Consider the following 16510-nt stretch of genomic DNA (forward strand, 5'->3'; position numbering starts at 1 on the left):
TCAGGACAGCTCGATCGGGTCGCCGCGGCCGCTGAGCTCTTCGTCGAGGCGCAGATAGTGCGCGAGATAGTCGTGCAAGGCGGTCGCCGCCTTCGAGGTTGCGCCGCTCGACTTGTAGAGCAGCAGCTCGATCTTCGGCAGTGGCGGCAGGCCCTCGTTCGGGCCGATCTCGCGCATCGCCGGCACCAGGGCGCTGCGGCCGAGTACGGTCACGGCCATGCCGGCGAAGGCCGCCGCCTGAAGGCCGCCGACGCTTTCGCTGACGCAGGCGATGCGCCAGCGCAAATTCGCGCGTTCCAGCGTGTCGATCGCGTAGTCGCGATAGATGTTGCCGGGCGGCAGCAACGCCAGCGGAATGGGCCGTTCCTGGTGCGCGGCGGACTGCTCGCCGGTCATCCAGACCAGTTGCTCGCGCCGTACCACCTGGCCGCCCGTAAAATCGTTCATGCGGGTCACGAGCGCGATGTCGACATCGCCGCGCTTGACCAGGCCCACCAGCGGCGTCGAGAGCGCGCAATTGAGCTCGACCTGGACGCGGGGGAAGGATTTTCGGAACACGCTGAGGATCTGCGGCAGCATGAAGGCGGCATAGAGGTCCGGCGTGCCGAGTACGACCTGACCCTCGATCTCCTGTGACGCCAATTGCGAAATCAATTCGTCATGCAATCGCAGGATGGACTTGGCGTAGGTGAGAACCGTGGTGCCGTCCTCGCTCAGCGTCAGCCGGCGCCCGGCATGCTCGAACAATTGTTTCCCGGTGAGCTCCTCCAGCCGCTGCAATTGCAGGGTGATCGCCGGCTGGGTGCGGCCCAGCCGCCGCGCGGTCTCGGTAATGCTGCCGGTCTCGACCACGGAGATCAGCGACCGGAGCATACGGATATCGAGGCTGATGAGGTTCATGCGGCATCCATGTCGCCCAGAATTTATGCAAGTTCCATGCTAGGGCGAATGGGAGCCGGGGTGGGAAGGCTCGGTCGCAGACGGCCTGTTCTCGTCAATTAAACGACGTGCCGGTCCAGCATTGCTGGCATACTGAATATTGATTATCAGGCGGCTCGGCGCGCATGATGCGCCCAACGAACACAAAAAGGGAGCACAAAACATGAAAGAGAGATCAGCAACGCGACGAGAGCTGCTTGCAATTGCCGCGGCGGCAAGTGCTGCGTCAATCGCGGAAGTTGCGCCGGCTGCTGCGCAGGCCGTGCCGAAGCCGATCTTTCCGGTGCCGATGGTCACCATTCCGATCGTCGGCGAAACCCAGGTGTTCCAGGTCCGCCGCATCTACTGCATCGGGCGCAACTATGCGGCGCACGCGATCGAGCGCGGCTCGGACCCGAACCGCGAGCCGCCGTTCTTCTTCCAGAAGCCGACCGACGCAATCCAGAACGTCGCTGTGGGCGAGGTCGCCGACCATCCCTATCCGTCGCTGACCAAGAACTATCACCACGAAGTCGAGCTGGTCGCCGCGCTGAAGTCCGGCGGCTCCAACATTCCGGCCGAGAAGGCGCTCGACCATGTCTATGGCTACGCGCTCGGCCTCGACATGACCCGGCGCGATCTCCAGAACGGGATGGCCGCGGAGAAGAAGCCGTGGGAGATCGGCAAGAGCTTTGACCACGCCGCGGTGATCGGACCGATCCACCCGGCCAGCAAGACCGGCCATTTCGACAAGGGCGCTATTTCGCTGGCGATCAACGGGACGGTGAAGCAGAGCTCGGATCTCAGCAAGATGATCTGGAGCGTGGCCGAGCAGATCGCAAAACTGTCGGAAGCCTTCGAGCTGAAGGCCGGCGACATCATCTATTCCGGCACGCCGGAGAATGTCGGCCCGGTCGTGAAGGGCGACGTGCTGTTGTGCAAGCTCGACGGCTTGCCGGACATGTCGATCAAGATCGTCTAACGCTCCCCTCTCCCCGCCTGCGGAAAGTGAGGGGCGGGACGTTTTCGCTTCGTCATTCCCGGGCTTGTCCCGGGCATCCACGTTCTTGGGTGCCGGTTGCGTGGAAGCCCGTGGATGGCCGGGACAAGCCCCGCCACGACGACGACGCTGAGAGTGGCTTGTATCCCATCTGTCGCAGGGCGGCGTCCTGCTCTAGCTCCGGCCGAGGATCTTCTTCGCGGCGCGAAGATGCGGCTTGTCGATCATCTGACCGTCGAGGCGCAGCGTGCCGGAGTTCGGATTGTTCGCGAACGCCGCGATCACCTTCTCCGCCCAATTACGCTCGGCCTCGGTCGGCTCGAACGCCGCGTTGACCACGTCGACGTGCTTGGGATGGATCAGCGCTTTCGCCGAAAAACCGTCACGCCGCGCCGCGCGCGTTTCCTGTTCGAGCCCCGCCAGATTGTCGATGTCGGTATAGACGGTGTCGATCGGCGCGACTTCGGCCGCGGCTGCCGCCATCAGGCAGAGATCGCGCGCCAGACGATAAGGGCTGTGGAACACGCCGCCTGACGCCTTTTCAGTAGCGCCGAGCGAGGCCGAGAGATCTTCCGCGCCCCACATCAGGCCCGCGAGGCGAGGAGAGCAGCCCTTGTAGCTGCCGAGCCCGAAGATCGATCCTGCGGTTTCGGTCGCGACGCAGACGATGCGTGTTGAGCCGATGGCGATACCAGCCGCAGCTTCCAAAGCTTCGAGCCAGGTCGCGACCTGCCGCACGTCGTCGCCGCCCTGTGATTTCGGCAGCACGATGCCGTCAGGCTTGCCTGGAATCACCGCGGCAAGGTCAGCGAGCGTCATGCCGGTGTCGAGCGCGTTGACGCGGACATAGAGCTGGTGCGGGCCACGAGAGCCTTTCAGCATCGCCAGCGTCAACCCGCGCGCCTCCGGCTTCTTGTCGGCGACGACGGAATCTTCGAGATCGATGATCAGCGCGTCGGCCTTGCCTTCGCTCGCCTTCTCGAATTTGCGCGGGGAGTCGCCCGGCACGAACAGCATCGAACGCATCAGACCGGCCTCTTGTGCATCATCGCCATGCGGCGGCATTTTCCGACGATCTCGTCGTTCTGGTTGAGAGCGTGGTGCTCGAACTCGACGATTCCCGCTTTGGGGCGCGATTTGGATTCCCGCAACGAAAGCACCTTGGTCGTCGCCCGCAAAGTGTCGCCATGGAAGACCGGTTTCGGAAAAGTGACGTCGGTCATGCCGAGATTGGCAACGGTGGTGCCCATGGTCGTATCATAGACCGTCATGCCGATCATGATGCCGAGGGTGTAAAGGCTGTTGAAAATGCGCTGGCCGAACTCGGTCTGGGCCGCAAAATGCGCGTCGATGTGCAGCGGCTGCGGATTGAGCGTCAGCAGGCTGAACATGGTGTTGTCCATCTCCGTGACGGTCCGCGTCAGGGGATGCCTGAACTCCTGGCCCACGGAAAACTCCTCGAAATAAAGTCCGGCCATCGCGGTCTTCCTCCCTGCGAAATAACAGCGCGCTCACACCATCGCGCCGCATGATCCCATGCATGGTACACACAGTTGGCAGGCAAATTCACGTATCTGTACCCGGTTTTTCGAGCTAAAGAACGCAAGCGAGGGCACGTCCGGGCACAGCAATCGGCCGCGGCCTTCGCGTGGGAAACGCGAAGAGGGGAGATGGCGCGGGCGCGGCTCCCAACAAGGAGACCATCATGGATTTCGCGCTCACCGATCAGCAGGAGGCTATTCGCGACGCCATCGCTAAGATCTGCGAAGGCTTTCCTGACGCCTATTGGCTGAAGAAGGACCACGAGGGCGGCTTCCCGCACGACTTCCACAAGGCGCTCGCCGACGCGGGCTGGCTCGGCATCTGCGTGCCGGAGGCCTACGGCGGTTCCGGGCTCGGCATCACCGAAGCCGCGATCATGATGCGCGCCATCGCGGAATCCGGCGCCGGCATGTCGGGCGCATCCGCGGTGCACATCAACGTGTTCGGTCTCAATCCCGTGGTCGTGTTCGGCACCGAGGAACAGCGCAAGCGCATGCTGCCGCCGATGGTCGAGGGCCGCGAGAAGGCGTGCTTTGCCGTGACCGAGCCCAACACCGGCCTCAATACCACCCAGCTCAAGACCCGCGCGGTGGCCAAGAACGACCGTTACATCGTCAACGGCCAGAAGGTGTGGATCTCGACCGCGCAGGTCGCGCACAAGATCCTGCTGCTGGCGCGCACCACGCCGCTGGAGGAGGTGCGCTCGCCGACGCATGGGCTGAGCCTGTTCTATACGGACTTCGATCGCAACAGGATCAAGGTCCACGAGATCGAGAAGATGGGCCGCAAGGTCGTCGATTCCAACGAGCTGTTCTTCGAGGACTTTGAAATCCCGATGGAGGATCGCATCGGCGAAGAGGGCAAAGGCTTCCAGTACATTCTCGAAGGCATGAACCCGGAGCGCATCCTGATCGCAGCGGAAGCCGTCGGCCTCGGCAAGCTCGCGTTGTCGCGCGCGACCGAATACGCCAAGACCCGCGTTGTGTTCAACCGGCCCATCGGCAAGAACCAGGGCATTCAGCATCCGCTGGCCGTCAACTGGGTCGAGCTCGAGGCGGCCTGGTTGATGGTGATGTCGGCGGCCTGGCAATACGACAAGGGCATGCCTTGCGGCGGCGCCGCCAATGCCGCGAAATACATTGCGGGTGAGGCCGGATATCACGCCTGCGAGCAGGCGGTGATGACCCATGGCGGCTTCGGCTATGCCAAGGAGTTCCATGTCGAGCGTTACTTGCGCGAAGTTCTGATCCCGCGCATCGCGCCGGTCAGCCCGCAGCTTGCGCTCAGCTTCATTGCGGAAAAGGTGCTGGGGCTGGCGAAGTCGTACTAGCTGATGCGCGACCTTTTAGCCGAGACGAATTCGCGCCCTATCCCAGTGGCCGTGCTTATTCCGCGGCGATCCGGTCCATCGCCATGGCCCGAAGCCGGGCGCGCTGAATCTTGACGCCATTCGCGCTGTCGGTGACGGGGAAGGCCTCCACGACATAGATCCGCGCCGGGACCTTGTAGCCGGCGAGCCGCTCGCGTAGACGCGTGATCAACGCGTCCTGCCGCGGCGGTTCGTGGTGGGGGTCCTGGGTGGCAATCACGAAGGCAACGCAGCGTGCGTTTCCCTTCAGATCGACCGCGACGACCTGGGCGTCGGCCACGCCAGCGCACGATTTGAGCTCGTCCTCGATCTCGCCGGGTGCGACAAGAAACCCGCCGAGCCGCATGGCGTCGCCCGCGCGGGTTTCGTAGACGAAGGAGCCGTCGCCGCGCAGCCGGCCGATATCGCCGGTGCGGAAGAAGCCGTCCGCGGTGATGGCGTCGCGCGTCGCGTCGGGATTGTTGTAGTAGCCGAGGAAGCGTGACGGCGCATGGATCTCGATCTCACCGGAGACGCCGCGAGCCGCGAGTTCGCCGGTCTCGGTGTCGCGCACACGGACCTTGGCCTCCGGGGACATTGGCCAGCCGCCGCCCTCGATGCGATCGGCGAAGCCATCACTCGAGCGTGCGATCGAGAACAGCGCCTGCACCTCGCTCGAACCGTAAAGGCCGTGCAACGGCATGCCGCGCGCCTCGGCCTCCGCGGCAAGCTCGCGCCAGCCGGGCTGGAACGCGGCAAAGCCGCAGACTTCGAGATGCGGAAACGGATGCGGCGCCTCGGTGACGGCGAGGATGCGGCGGAACATCTCGTCCGAGCCAAAGGCATGCGTGATCCCGCACTCGCGGAGAATCTTCAGCGCCGGCGCGGCCTCGAAGGCTTCGAGCGCGTGGACGGTCGCGCCCGCTGCGACGAAGCCGAGCAGGCTCGTCATGCCGAAGGTGCCGCAGAACGGCAGCATGGCCAGCAGCGCATGGCGCTGCGGCGAGAGTTTTAGCGCCTCGGCGACGGAGACGGCGTGCGTGGCCAGCGTTCGCTGCGAATGCGCGACAAGCTTCGGTCCTTTGGTGGTGCCTGACGTCGTGTAGAGCAGAACCGGCAGATCGAAATCGTCCTGAGCCGGCGGGGCCGGCGGATAGGGCTTGTCGAAGACGTCGAAGCGCACGCATGGCCATTGGGCGGGAATCTCATCCGCGCCGACCACCGCGATCTCTCGCAGCGCAGGCACCTCGTCCTTCGCGACGTCGGCGAGAATAGCGGCAAAGTCGATCGAGCGAAACGCGGCTTCGATCACCATCAGCCTGGCGCCGGAGAGCTTCAGGAGATGCGCGACCTCCGCGCTGCGGTAGCGCGTATTGACGGCGGCAATGATGGCACCGAGGCGGCCGGCGGCGAACAGCAGCGCGATCCATTCGATCCGGTTGACCAGCCAGACCGCGACGACGTCGCCCGTGCCGATACCCTGCGCGGCAAGCCAGGCGGCGGTCTGCTCGATCTTTTCCGAGAATTCCGCGCGCGAGACCGGCGTGCCGTCGAACACGAAGGCCGGATCGGCGGCGGCTTCGGTCCGGATCAGCGCTTGCAGCGAAAAAACGTTGGCGCTCATGGCAACCGCACTAATCCGATCGCGCGAACCTGTCTACTTGGTGCCGAACATCCGGTCGCCGGCGTCGCCCAGCCCCGGCACGATGTAGCCGTGGTCGTTGAGCCGCTCGTCGATCGCGGCGGTCCAGACCGGCACGTCCGGATGCTCGCTCTGGAACTGCGTGATCCCTTCAGGCGCGGCCAGAAGGCAGACGAAGCGGATGTCGCGGGCGCCGCGCGCCTTCAGCAGCGAGGCGCCGGCGCAGGCCGAGTTGCCGGTCGCCAGCATGGGATCCATCAGGATCACGGTGCGGTCCGACAGGTCCTGCGGCGCCTTGAAGTAATATTCCACGGCCTGCAATGTCTCAGGATCGCGGTAGAGCCCGATATGGGCGATGCGCGCCGACGGCATCAGCGCCAGCATGCCGTCGAGGAAGCCGACGCCGGCGCGCAGGATCGGCGCCAGCGTGAGCTTCTTGCCGGCGATCTTGGGCGCCCGCATCGGCGCAATCGGCGTCTCGATCTCGACAAGCTCCAGCGGCAGGTCGCGCGTCACCTCGTAGCCGAGCAGCATCCCGATCTCGTTCAGGATCTCGCGAAAGCTCTTGGTCGAGCGGTCCTTCTCCCGCATCAGGGAGAGCTTGTGCTGGACCAGGGGATGGGCGACGACGTTGACGTTGCTGGTGCTCATGAAACCGATCTACACGGTTCCGGGAAACTGCGCCAGATCGGCCGAGTGTTTTTGGTGCGGGAGACGTGCCTTCAGCCGGGCGTCGCGACCGCGCTGCGGAGCCGGTTGCTCGCCCGGTAGGCAGCCATGGTCAATTCGCGGTCGATGGGCGTGACGGTTTATGCTCCGAGCCCGCGCGCCACGAGTGTGATGACGAGCGTCAGGACCGCGCCCACTAGCCGAAATTTTCGCAGCCGACCGGCTCGTAGAGCGGGTCACGCGCGGGACGAATAGTGGGAACGCTCGGACGCGAAACTTGCAGGGCCAATGCCTCGACCTCTATGAAAGCCGACAGCAGCGCGAGCGCGAGATCGGCGTGGCGCGCCTCGACCGCGGGGTCGAGCCAGTCCGGCAACTCGCGCTCGCGCGAGAGAGCGCAGTGCCATTCACCCTCGTCGTAGGCGATGCGGCGGACTTGCCACAGCGGCAGCTCCAGCTCCATCAGTGCCAGCGCGGCATCGGCCCAGGCTTCTGCTTCGATCAGGCGCGTGACGCGCGCAGTGCGCTCGCTCTGCCCGAGCGAAGGGAAGTGCCGGCAGGCGTGATCGATGATCTCGAGCATCAGCGGTCGCGTCATCGTGTGCGCGTGGCGCAGGCGTTCGCTGAGTGAGGGCGGATCGTAGTGCCGGAGAGCGGCGGTCATGTCAGGCCTCCTGGAATTGGCGTCGGTCAGTCGGCCGGCCTCTCCAAAATGGCCAAAACGGCATTTGAAAACGAGATGGGGGCGGGGCGGGAGATATAGGGATTTCATAAGTGCGGGATGGGGGCGGTGGCGCGCCATTCTCCGCCGTCGCCGGGACGACGATGTCATGTGCCTCGTCAGCGTTGTCCGACCACGCCGTCAGCCCCGGCCTTTTATGAGATTCCTATAACTTCGCCACGGCCCTCGTCTCGAAAACCTATGCCTGGGGTGGCACTTCAGCACGGTCAAAGTCCCGGTGGGCGCCGTGGAAATGCACTGGCATTTCCTTTCACGCGCCGACCGGGTCTCCCGAGAAACGGTTGCACCGAAATCAAGGGCGCAACGAGGAGTATCTCCATGATGGACATTCTGATGCTGGCGCTGGGCTTCGGCTTCTTCGCCGTTGCGATTGGCTACACCTATGCCTGCGAACGGCTGTGAGGGAGCGGACCATGATCTTCGATTATTCGCTCGCCGGCGCCGTTTCGCTCGGCCTCCTGTTCTACCTCACTTACGCGCTGCTGCGGCCCGAGCGGTTCTGACCGTGCTCACGAAGCCTGAAGGGTTGATGTCATGACTGTGATCGGTTGGCTCCAGATCATTCTCTTTTGCGTCATTATCGTCGCGCTCACAAAACCGCTCGGCTGGTACATGACGCGCGTGTTCAACGGCGAGCGGACCTTCCTCTCGCCGGTGCTGCGTCCCATCGAGGCCGGCATCTACTGGTTCTCCGGCGTCGACGAGAAGCGCGAGCAGCATTGGCTGACCTATACGGTCGCCATGCTGTTGTTCCATGTCGGCGGCTTCCTCATCATCTACGGCGTGATGCGGTTGCAGGCCGTACTGCCGTTCAATCCGGCCGGCCAAGGCGCGGTCGCCGCGGATCTCTCCTTCAATACGGCGATCTCCTTCATCACCAACACCAACTGGCAGAACTACGGCGGCGAGAGCACGATCTCCTATCTCGTGCAGATGCTCGGCTTGACGCACCAGAACTTCCTGTCGGCGGCGACCGGTATCGCACTCGCGGTCGCCCTGATCCGCGGCTTCTCGCGTGCGTCGGCACGCACCGTCGGAAATTTCTGGGTCGACGTCACCCGCTGCACGCTCTATGTGCTGTTGCCAATCTGTATCGTCTATACGCTGTTCCTGGTCTCGCAAGGCATACCGCAGACGCTCGGTGACTATGTCGAGGCCACCACGCTCGAGGGTGCCAAGCAAACCATTGCGGTCGGCCCGGTCGCCTCCCAGGTCGCGATCAAGATGCTCGGCACCAATGGCGGCGGCTTCTTCAACGCCAATGCGGCGCATCCGTTCGAAAATCCAACCGCGCTGTCCAACTTCATTCAGATGCTGTCGATCTTCGTTCTGGGTGCGGCGCTGACCAACGTGTTCGGCCGCATGGTCGGCAACCAGCGCCAGGGCTGGGCGATCCTGTCCGTGATGGGCGTGCTGTTCGTCGCCGGTGTCGCCATCACCTATTGGGCGGAGGCCAACGGTACTTCGACCCTGCACGCACTCGGCCTGACCGGCGGCAACATGGAAGGCAAGGAGGTTCGCTTCGGCATCGTCGCGTCCTCCCTGTTCGCCGTGATCACGACGGCCGCCTCCTGCGGCGCGGTCAACGCCATGCATGACAGCTTCACGGCGCTCGGCGGCATGATTCCCCTGATCAATATGCAGCTCGGCGAAATCATCGTCGGCGGCGTCGGCGCCGGCCTCTATGGCATGCTGCTGTTCGTCGTGCTCGCGATCTTCGTGGCAGGCCTGATGGTCGGCCGCACGCCGGAGTATGTCGGCAAGAAGATCGAGGCGCGCGAAGTGAAGATGGCGATGCTCGCGATCCTGGTGCTGCCGCTGATGTATCTGGGCTGGACCGCCGTCGGCGTGGTCTATCCGGCGGCTGTCGCCTCGATGGCGAATGCCGGGCCGCATGGCTTCACCGAGGTGCTCTACGCCTTCACCTCGGCGACCGGCAACAACGGCTCGGCCTTCGCGGGCCTCACCGGCAACACCTTCTTCTACAACCTGACGCTCGCAAGCGCGATGTTCGTCGGCCGCTTCTTCATGATCATCCCGGCGATGGCGATCGCGGGTTCGCTGGCCGCCAAGAAATCGATCCCGCCGTCCGCGGGCACCCTCCCGACCACGGGCGGGCTGTTCGTCGGCCTCGTCGTCGGCGTGATCCTGATCATCGGCGGCCTCACCTTCTTCCCGGCCCTCGCCCTCGGCCCCATCGTCGAGCATCTCGCGATGAACGCCGGCCAAGTGTTTTGAACAACAAGTGTTCTGAACAGCAAGTGTTCTGATCGACAGCCTTCTGATTGTTTGGGGTGACCTCCATGGATACCATGAAACTGCAAAAACGCGCGTCCGTCTCGGCGATGCTCGATCCCAAGATCGTCGTGCCTGCGATCCGCGCGTCCTTCATCAAGCTCGATCCGCGCTTGATGATCAAGAATCCGGTGATGTTCGTGGTCGAGATCGTGGCCGCGCTCACCACGGTGATCTTCCTGCGCGACCTCGTCACGGGCGGCGAGAATCTCGGCTTCACCTTCCAAATCATCGTTTGGCTCTGGTTCACGGTGCTGTTTGCCAACTTCGCCGAAGCGGTGGCCGAAGGCCGCGGCAAGGCGCAAGCGGAATCGCTGCGCAAGACCCGCACCGAGAGCCAGGCAAAGCTGCTGACCGGCGCCGGCCTGGCCTTCAATCTCGTGCCGGGCACCAGCCTCAAGGTCGGCGACATCGTGCTGGTCGAGGCCGGCGATACCATTCCCTCCGATGGCGAGGTGATCGAGGGCGTTGCGTCCGTCAACGAGGCCGCCATCACCGGCGAGTCCGCACCCGTGATCCGCGAATCTGGCGGCGACCGTTCGGCGGTGACCGGCGGCACCCAGGTGCTGTCCGACTGGATCCGCGTGCGGATCACGGCAGCGCAGGGCTCGACCTTCATCGACCGCATGATCAAGCTGGTCGAGGGCGCGGAACGTGCGAAGACCCCGAGCGAGATCGCGCTCAACATCCTGCTGGCCGGCCTCACCATCATCTTCGTGTTCGCCACCGTCACCATCCCGAGTTACGCGGCCTATGCCGGCGGCTCGATCTCGGTGGTTGTGCTGGTCGCGCTATTCGTGACGCTGATCCCGACTACGATTGGCGCGCTGCTGTCGGCGATCGGCATCGCCGGCATGGACCGTCTGGTCCGTTTCAACGTGCTGGCGATGTCCGGCCGTGCGGTCGAGGCCGCCGGAGACGTCGACACGCTGCTGCTCGACAAGACCGGAACGATCACGCTCGGCAACCGCCAAGCGACCTCCTTCCGCCCGGTGCGTGGCGTCACCGAGCAGGAGCTCGCGGACGCGGCCCAGCTCGCATCGCTCGCCGACGAGACCCCGGAGGGCCGTTCGATCGTGGTGCTGGCCAAGGAAAAATACGGCATCCGTGGCCGCGAGATGGCCGAGTTGGGAGCCACCTTCATCCCCTTCACGGCGCAGACCCGCATGAGCGGTGTCGACGCCGGCGGCTCGTCGGTGCGCAAGGGCGCGGTCGATGCGATGCTCAACTATGTCGGTGGCGGTGCACCGCTGGTGGTTGCCTCTGGCAACACGGCTCGTTCCATCCAGCTCGCCGGGCTCTCGGACATCGGTCGCGAGATCCAGACCATTGCCGACGAGATATCGAAGGCCGGCGGCACGCCGCTGGCGGTCGCCAGGGACGGTAGGCTGCTCGGCGTCATCCAGCTCAAGGACATCGTCAAGGGCGGCATCCGCGAGCGCTTTGCCGAGCTGCGGCGCATGGGCATCCGCACCGTCATGATCACCGGCGACAATCCCATGACGGCCGCCGCGATTGCAGCGGAGGCCGGCGTCGACGACTTCCTGGCGCAGGCAACTCCCGAGGACAAGCTCAAGCTGATCCGCGACGAGCAGGCCAAAGGTAAGCTGGTGGCGATGTGCGGCGACGGCACCAACGACGCGCCGGCGCTCGCACAGGCAGACGTCGGTGTCGCCATGAACACCGGCACGCAGGCGGCCCGCGAGGCCGGCAACATGGTCGATCTCGATTCCAACCCGACCAAGCTGATCGAGGTGGTCGAGATCGGCAAGCAGCTCTTGATGACGCGCGGCGCGCTGACCACGTTCTCGATCGCCAACGACGTCGCGAAGTATTTCGCGATCATCCCGGCGATGTTCCTGGCGTTCTACCCCCAGCTCAACGTGCTCAATGTCATGAACCTGTCGAGCCCGCAGAGCGCCATCCTGTCGGCGATCATCTTCAACGCACTTGTTATCATCGCACTGATCCCGCTGGCGCTGAAGGGCGTCGCCTATCGCGCGGTCGGGGCCGGCGCACTGCTCCGGCGCAACCTGCTGATCTACGGCCTCGGCGGTATCGTCATTCCCTTCATCGGCATCAAGGCGATCGACCTCGTCGTCGTTGCCTTGCACCTGGCTTAACCCCGTCATTGCGAGCGAAGCGAAGCAATCCAGAATTCTTGCCGCGGCTGAGAGACTGGATTGCTTCGTCGCTTCGCTCCTCGCCACGACGAAAGAAATAGGAGAAACGCATGCTCAGAGAAATCCGCCCCGCCATCGTCCTGCTGCTGGTGCTCACCGCCATCACCGGCCTGGCCTACCCGCTCGCGATGACCGCTATTGCCGGTGCGATCTTCCCCGCGCAGGCGCAGGGCAGCTTGATCGAGAAGGACGGCAAGGTGGTCGGCTCCGCCCTGATCGGGCAGGAGTTCAAGGACGACAAATATTTCCACGGCCGTCCCTCGGCGACGGTGGCGCCGGATCCGAACGATTCGACCAAGACGGTACCGGCGCCCTACAACGCCGCGAATTCGGGTGGCTCAAATCTCGGCCCGACCAGCAAGGCGCTGGCCGACCGGCTGAAGGAAGACGTGGACAAGCTCAGGGGCGAGAATCCGAATGCCGCCGTGCCGGTCGACCTCGTGACGACCTCAGCCAGTGGCCTCGATCCGGATATCTCGCCGGAAGCGGCGCAATTCCAGGTGCCGCGCGTCGCGAAGGCGCGAAACGTGCCGGAGGATCAGGTCAAGCAACTGGTGGCTTCCAACACCCAGGGCCGCCTGCTCGGCTTGATCGGCGAGCCCCGGATCAACGTGCTGACTCTGAATCTCGCGCTCGATCGTGCCACGAAGTAGTCTAGGCTAGGTCCGCGCGGACGATTATATTGATCTGATGGTCCGAGAGCGCCGCGATCCCGAACAACGTCCTTCGCCCGAGGCGCTGCTGGAGGCCGCGCGCCGGGAGGAGGGCGTGAGCGGCAAGCTGAAAATCTTCGTCGGCGCCGCTCCCGGCGTCGGCAAGACCTACGAGATGCTGCAAAGCGCCCACGCCAAGCGCAAGGCCGGCATCGACGTCGTGGTCGGCTTCGTCGAGACCCATGGCCGCGCCGAGACCGAGGCGCTGGTGCGCGGGCTGGAAGTGATCCCGCGCAAGAAGCTCGACTACCGCGGCCAGATTGTCGAGGAAATGGACCTCGACGCCGTGATCGCGCGCCGGCCGAAAATCGCGCTGGTCGACGAGCTCGCCCACACCAATGCTCCTCTTTGCCGTCATCCGAAACGCTATCTCGATGTCGAGGAGCTGCTGTCCCACGGCATCGACGTCTACACCGCCGTCAATATCCAGCACATCGAGAGCCTGAACGACGTCGTCGCGCAGATCACCCATGTGCGGGTGCGGGAGACCGTGCCGGATTCGGTGTTCGACCGCGCAGACGCCATCGAGCTGATCGACCTCACGCCCGACGACCTGATCCAGCGCCTGAAGGAAGGCAAGGTCTATGTCCCCAGGCAGGCCAAGCGGGCGCTGGAGCATTATTTCTCGCCGGGTAACCTGACTGCGTTGCGCGAACTCGCGCTGCGGCGCACGGCCGAACGGGTCGACGAGCAGCTGCTCACCCACATGCAGGCGAACGCGATCGCCGGTCCCTGGGCCGCAGGCGAGCGCATCCTCGTCTGCATCAGCGAAGATCCGCGCGCGGCCAGCCTCGTGCGTTACACCAAGCGGCTAGCCGACCGGCTGCACGCGCCGTTTATCGCGGTGTCGATCGAGACGCGGCGGTCCCTGCAAATGTCCGATGAGGAGCGCGACCGGCTGGCCGATACGCTGCGGCTCGCGGAATCGCTCGGCGGCGAGGCGCTGACGACCCCGGGCGTCGGCCGCCGCCTCGCCGACGACGTGGTCAATTTCGCGCAGGGCAACAACGTCACCCAGATCGTGATCGGAAAGTCGACGCGCTCGCTCTGGTTCGAGATGACGCGCGGCTCCGTCGTGCACGATCTGGTGCGCCGCGCCGGCAATATCAGCGTGCATGTCATCCCTGGCGACGAGCTCACGAGCGAGCCGGCGCCGAAGACGGCGGTGCAGACCGCAACGCGATCGGACCCGTTCGATGCGCGGCCCTATCTGAAGGCACTCGGGATCACCGCGCTTGGTCTCGCTGCCGCCGTGGCCATCAAGCCTTATTTCGGCATTGAGAACGTCGACCTGATGTTTCTGACCGCCGTGGTGACGGTTGCCGTGCGCTACGGATTATGGCCGTCGCTGCTTGCGAGCGTCGCGGCGTCGCTCGCCTACAATTTCTTCTTTCTGCCGCCGGTCTATACCTTCACCATCACCGATCCGACCAATGTCGCGGCGTTCTTTTTCTTCATGCTGATAGCGTTCGTGGTGTCGAACGTGGCGGGGAGGGTCCGCACCCAGGCCGATGCTGCGATCGGCCGCATCCGGACCACCGAGCAGCTCTATGCATTCAGCCGCAAGCTCGCCGGCACCGGCACGCTCGACGACGTGCTGTGGGCGACCGCCTATCAGATCGCGCTGATGCTGAAAGTCCGCGTGGTGCTGCTGTTGCCGGAGGACGGCCTGCTCACGGTGAAGTCGGGGTATCCTCCCGAGGACGATCTCGATCAGCCCGACCTTGCGGCCGCCAACTGGGCTTGGAGCAATGACCGGCCTGCAGGCCGCGGCTCGGACACACTACCGGGTGCAAAACGGCTGTTCCTGCCGATGCGCACCGGGCGCGGGCCGATCGGAGTCATCGGCATCGACGACGATCGCACCGGCCCGCTGCTGACACCGGATCAGCGCCGGCTGCTCGACGCGCTGGTCGATCAGGGCGCGCTGGCGATCGAGCGCGTGCTGCTGGTCGAGGACGTCGATCGCATCAAGCGCTCCGTCGAATCCGAGCGGCTGCGTTCCGCATTGCTGACCTCGATTTCACACGACCTGAAGACGCCGCTCGCATCCGTGCTGGGTGCGGCCTCGACTATGCGCGATCTCGCCAGCGCGCTCTCCGACACCGAGAAGCGCGACCTGCTGGCGACGGTCATCGACGAATCCGAACGGCTCAACCGCTTCATTGCCAATCTGCTCGACATGACCAAGCTCGAATCCGGCGCCATCGTGCCCAACGCTGCGTTGCACGATCTCGGAGAGATCGTCGGCAGTGCGCTCCGGCGTGCAGCCAAGATCCTCACCGCCCACAAGGTGGAGCTGGAGTTGGCCGCAGATCTTCCCATGCTCCAGCTCGATGCGGTGCTGTTCGAGCAGGTGCTGTTCAACCTGCTCGACAACGCCGCCAAATATTCGCCGCCCCACGCCACGGTCTCGATCCGCAGCCGGCGCGACAGCGATCATGTGGTGCTCCAGATTGCCGACGAGGGCGACGGCATTCCGTCCGAGGAGCTCGAGAGTGTGTTCGACAAGTTTTATCGCGCGCAGAAGGGTGACCATGTCCGGCCCGGTACCGGGCTCGGGCTCGCCATCTCCCGCGGCTTTGTCGAGGCGATGCATGGCACGATCTCGGCTGCGAATCGCAGCGACCGGAGCGGCGCGGTTCTGACCATCCGTCTGCCCATTCCGGCCCGGACCCACGCATTGGATACCGCCGCATGAGCGCAGCCCCGATCAAAGTGCTTGTCATCGACGACGAGCCGCCGATCCGCAAATTGCTGCGGATGGGGCTCTCGACGCAAGGCTATGAGATCCTGGAGGCGTCGAACGGCAAAACCGCGCTGGAGAAGCTCAGCGAGGATCCTGCGCTGATCATCCTCGATCTCGGCCTGCCCGATATCCAGGGCCATGAGCTGTTACGTACCATCCGCGCCCGCAATGAAGCTGTGCCGATCGTGGTGTTGTCGAGCCGTGGCGATGAGGCCGGCAAGGTGGAGGCGCTCGATCTCGGGGCCGACGATTACCTGACAAAGCCGTTCGGCATGGACGAGCTGCTGGCGCGCCTGCGCGCCGCGCTGCGGCACCAGCTTCAGATTCAGGGCGAACGGCCGGTGTTTCGTGCCGGCGATCTTTCGGTCGATCTGGTGCGCCGGATCGTCAGGGTCGGAGAGCGCGATGTCAAACTGTCGCCGAAGGAATATGACCTCCTGCGTGTGCTGGTGCAGCACGCCGGCAAGGTGCTCACTCACCGCTTTCTGCTGAGGGAGCTATGGGACGAACTGACGGATGCCCAATATCTGCGCGTCTATGTCCGCCAGCTCCGGCAGAAGATCGAAGCCGATCCGGAGCGGCCGCATTATGTGCTGACGGAGACGGGGATCGGGTACCGGCTGAAGGCGGGGGATTAGCTCTCGATCCTCATCCTGAGGAGCGCGGAACGCGCGTCTCGAAGGATGAAGGCCCACCTGCTGCAGCGGGG

General features: G+C 64.5%; 14 protein-coding genes. 8 read left to right on the forward strand and 6 right to left on the reverse strand.

Going from position 1 to position 16510, the window contains the following annotated elements; genetic code table 11:
* The gene (locus IVB40_RS05595) at positions 1-900 is read right to left on the reverse strand and encodes a LysR substrate-binding domain-containing protein (protein WP_027519799.1); all 900 of its coding nucleotides are present in this window, start codon (positions 898-900) and stop codon (positions 1-3) included.
* Between the two features lie 202 nt (positions 901-1102).
* Between IVB40_RS05595 and IVB40_RS05600 the strand changes: the two genes are divergently transcribed.
* Positions 1103-1900, forward strand: a complete 798-nt coding sequence (locus tag IVB40_RS05600; RefSeq protein WP_247358427.1) for a fumarylacetoacetate hydrolase family protein — start codon at positions 1103-1105, stop codon at positions 1898-1900.
* Between the two features lie 192 nt (positions 1901-2092).
* On the opposite strand, the gene IVB40_RS05605 is transcribed toward IVB40_RS05600, so the two are convergent.
* Together IVB40_RS05605 and IVB40_RS05610 are read right to left on the reverse strand one after the other, a co-directional pair.
* The gene (locus IVB40_RS05605) at positions 2093-2944 is read right to left on the reverse strand and encodes a CoA ester lyase (protein WP_247818299.1); all 852 of its coding nucleotides are present in this window, start codon (positions 2942-2944) and stop codon (positions 2093-2095) included.
* Positions 2944-3396, reverse strand: a complete 453-nt coding sequence (locus IVB40_RS05610; RefSeq protein WP_247818300.1) for a MaoC family dehydratase — start codon at positions 3394-3396, stop codon at positions 2944-2946. The genes IVB40_RS05605 and IVB40_RS05610 overlap by 1 nt, the downstream gene beginning before the upstream one ends.
* Before the next feature lie 227 nt (positions 3397-3623).
* Between IVB40_RS05610 and IVB40_RS05615 the strand changes: the two genes are divergently transcribed.
* Positions 3624-4790, forward strand: coding sequence for an acyl-CoA dehydrogenase family protein (locus IVB40_RS05615; protein ID WP_247818301.1), 1167 nt, complete (start codon positions 3624-3626; stop codon positions 4788-4790).
* A gap of 55 nt (positions 4791-4845) precedes the next feature.
* Here the strand turns inward: IVB40_RS05615 and IVB40_RS05620 are convergent, their stop codons facing one another.
* The 3 genes from IVB40_RS05620 to IVB40_RS05630 form a co-directional block, all read right to left on the reverse strand.
* Positions 4846-6432, reverse strand: coding sequence for an AMP-binding protein (locus IVB40_RS05620; RefSeq protein ID WP_247818302.1), 1587 nt, complete (start codon positions 6430-6432; stop codon positions 4846-4848).
* 33 nt (positions 6433-6465) lie between these two features.
* Positions 6466-7101, reverse strand: coding sequence for a uracil phosphoribosyltransferase (gene upp, locus IVB40_RS05625; protein WP_247818303.1), 636 nt, complete (start codon positions 7099-7101; stop codon positions 6466-6468).
* A 214-nt stretch (positions 7102-7315) separates the two neighbouring features.
* Complete coding sequence (locus IVB40_RS05630) at positions 7316-7783, reverse strand: hypothetical protein (RefSeq protein ID WP_247818304.1); 468 nt, start codon at positions 7781-7783, stop codon at positions 7316-7318.
* A gap of 491 nt (positions 7784-8274) precedes the next feature.
* On the opposite strand from IVB40_RS05630, the gene IVB40_RS05635 reads away from it, so the two are divergent.
* From IVB40_RS05635 to IVB40_RS05660, 6 genes are all read left to right on the forward strand, one after another.
* Positions 8275-8364 carry a K(+)-transporting ATPase subunit F gene (locus tag IVB40_RS05635; protein ID WP_018454042.1) on the forward strand — a complete coding sequence of 30 codons (90 nt, stop codon included), beginning with the start codon at positions 8275-8277 and terminating at the stop codon, positions 8362-8364.
* Between the two features lie 31 nt (positions 8365-8395).
* Positions 8396-10099 (forward strand): potassium-transporting ATPase subunit KdpA, encoded by a 1704-nt coding sequence (gene kdpA / locus IVB40_RS05640; protein ID WP_247818305.1) that lies wholly within the window; start codon positions 8396-8398, stop codon positions 10097-10099.
* A gap of 65 nt (positions 10100-10164) precedes the next feature.
* Positions 10165-12279, forward strand: a complete 2115-nt coding sequence (gene kdpB / locus IVB40_RS05645) for a potassium-transporting ATPase subunit KdpB (protein WP_247818306.1) — start codon at positions 10165-10167, stop codon at positions 12277-12279.
* A 110-nt stretch (positions 12280-12389) separates the two neighbouring features.
* Positions 12390-12992 (forward strand): K(+)-transporting ATPase subunit C, encoded by a 603-nt coding sequence (locus tag IVB40_RS05650; RefSeq protein WP_247431129.1) that lies wholly within the window; start codon positions 12390-12392, stop codon positions 12990-12992.
* A 37-nt stretch (positions 12993-13029) separates the two neighbouring features.
* Positions 13030-15753, forward strand: a complete 2724-nt coding sequence (locus IVB40_RS05655) for a sensor histidine kinase KdpD (RefSeq protein WP_247818307.1) — start codon at positions 13030-13032, stop codon at positions 15751-15753.
* Positions 15750-16439 (forward strand): response regulator transcription factor, encoded by a 690-nt coding sequence (locus IVB40_RS05660; protein WP_247818308.1) that lies wholly within the window; start codon positions 15750-15752, stop codon positions 16437-16439. The genes IVB40_RS05655 and IVB40_RS05660 overlap by 4 nt, the downstream gene beginning before the upstream one ends.
* The last annotated feature ends 71 nt before the right edge of the window (positions 16440-16510 follow it).

It is taken from the genome of Bradyrhizobium sp. 40 (genome assembly GCF_023100925.1).
Lineage (GTDB): Bacteria > Pseudomonadota > Alphaproteobacteria > Rhizobiales > Xanthobacteraceae > Bradyrhizobium.

Excerpts from the sequence above, each read along its gene's own strand:
- IVB40_RS05595 (WP_027519799.1), bottom strand. The coding sequence starts at position 900 with ATGAACCTCATCAGCCTCGATATCCGTATGCTCCGGTCGCTGATCTCC.
- IVB40_RS05600 (WP_247358427.1), top strand. The coding sequence starts at position 1,103 with ATGAAAGAGAGATCAGCAACGCGACGAGAGCTGCTTGCAATTGCCGCG.
- IVB40_RS05605 (WP_247818299.1), bottom strand. The coding sequence starts at position 2,944 with ATGCGTTCGATGCTGTTCGTGCCGGGCGACTCCCCGCGCAAATTCGAG.
- IVB40_RS05610 (WP_247818300.1), bottom strand. The coding sequence starts at position 3,396 with ATGGCCGGACTTTATTTCGAGGAGTTTTCCGTGGGCCAGGAGTTCAGG.
- IVB40_RS05615 (WP_247818301.1), top strand. The coding sequence starts at position 3,624 with ATGGATTTCGCGCTCACCGATCAGCAGGAGGCTATTCGCGACGCCATC.
- IVB40_RS05620 (WP_247818302.1), bottom strand. The coding sequence starts at position 6,432 with ATGAGCGCCAACGTTTTTTCGCTGCAAGCGCTGATCCGGACCGAAGCC.
- upp (WP_247818303.1), bottom strand. The coding sequence starts at position 7,101 with ATGAGCACCAGCAACGTCAACGTCGTCGCCCATCCCCTGGTCCAGCAC.
- IVB40_RS05630 (WP_247818304.1), bottom strand. The coding sequence starts at position 7,783 with ATGACCGCCGCTCTCCGGCACTACGATCCGCCCTCACTCAGCGAACGC.
- IVB40_RS05635 (WP_018454042.1), top strand. The coding sequence starts at position 8,275 with ATGATCTTCGATTATTCGCTCGCCGGCGCCGTTTCGCTCGGCCTCCTG.
- kdpA (WP_247818305.1), top strand. The coding sequence starts at position 8,396 with ATGACTGTGATCGGTTGGCTCCAGATCATTCTCTTTTGCGTCATTATC.
- kdpB (WP_247818306.1), top strand. The coding sequence starts at position 10,165 with ATGGATACCATGAAACTGCAAAAACGCGCGTCCGTCTCGGCGATGCTC.
- IVB40_RS05650 (WP_247431129.1), top strand. The coding sequence starts at position 12,390 with ATGCTCAGAGAAATCCGCCCCGCCATCGTCCTGCTGCTGGTGCTCACC.
- IVB40_RS05655 (WP_247818307.1), top strand. The coding sequence starts at position 13,030 with ATGGTCCGAGAGCGCCGCGATCCCGAACAACGTCCTTCGCCCGAGGCG.
- IVB40_RS05660 (WP_247818308.1), top strand. The coding sequence starts at position 15,750 with ATGAGCGCAGCCCCGATCAAAGTGCTTGTCATCGACGACGAGCCGCCG.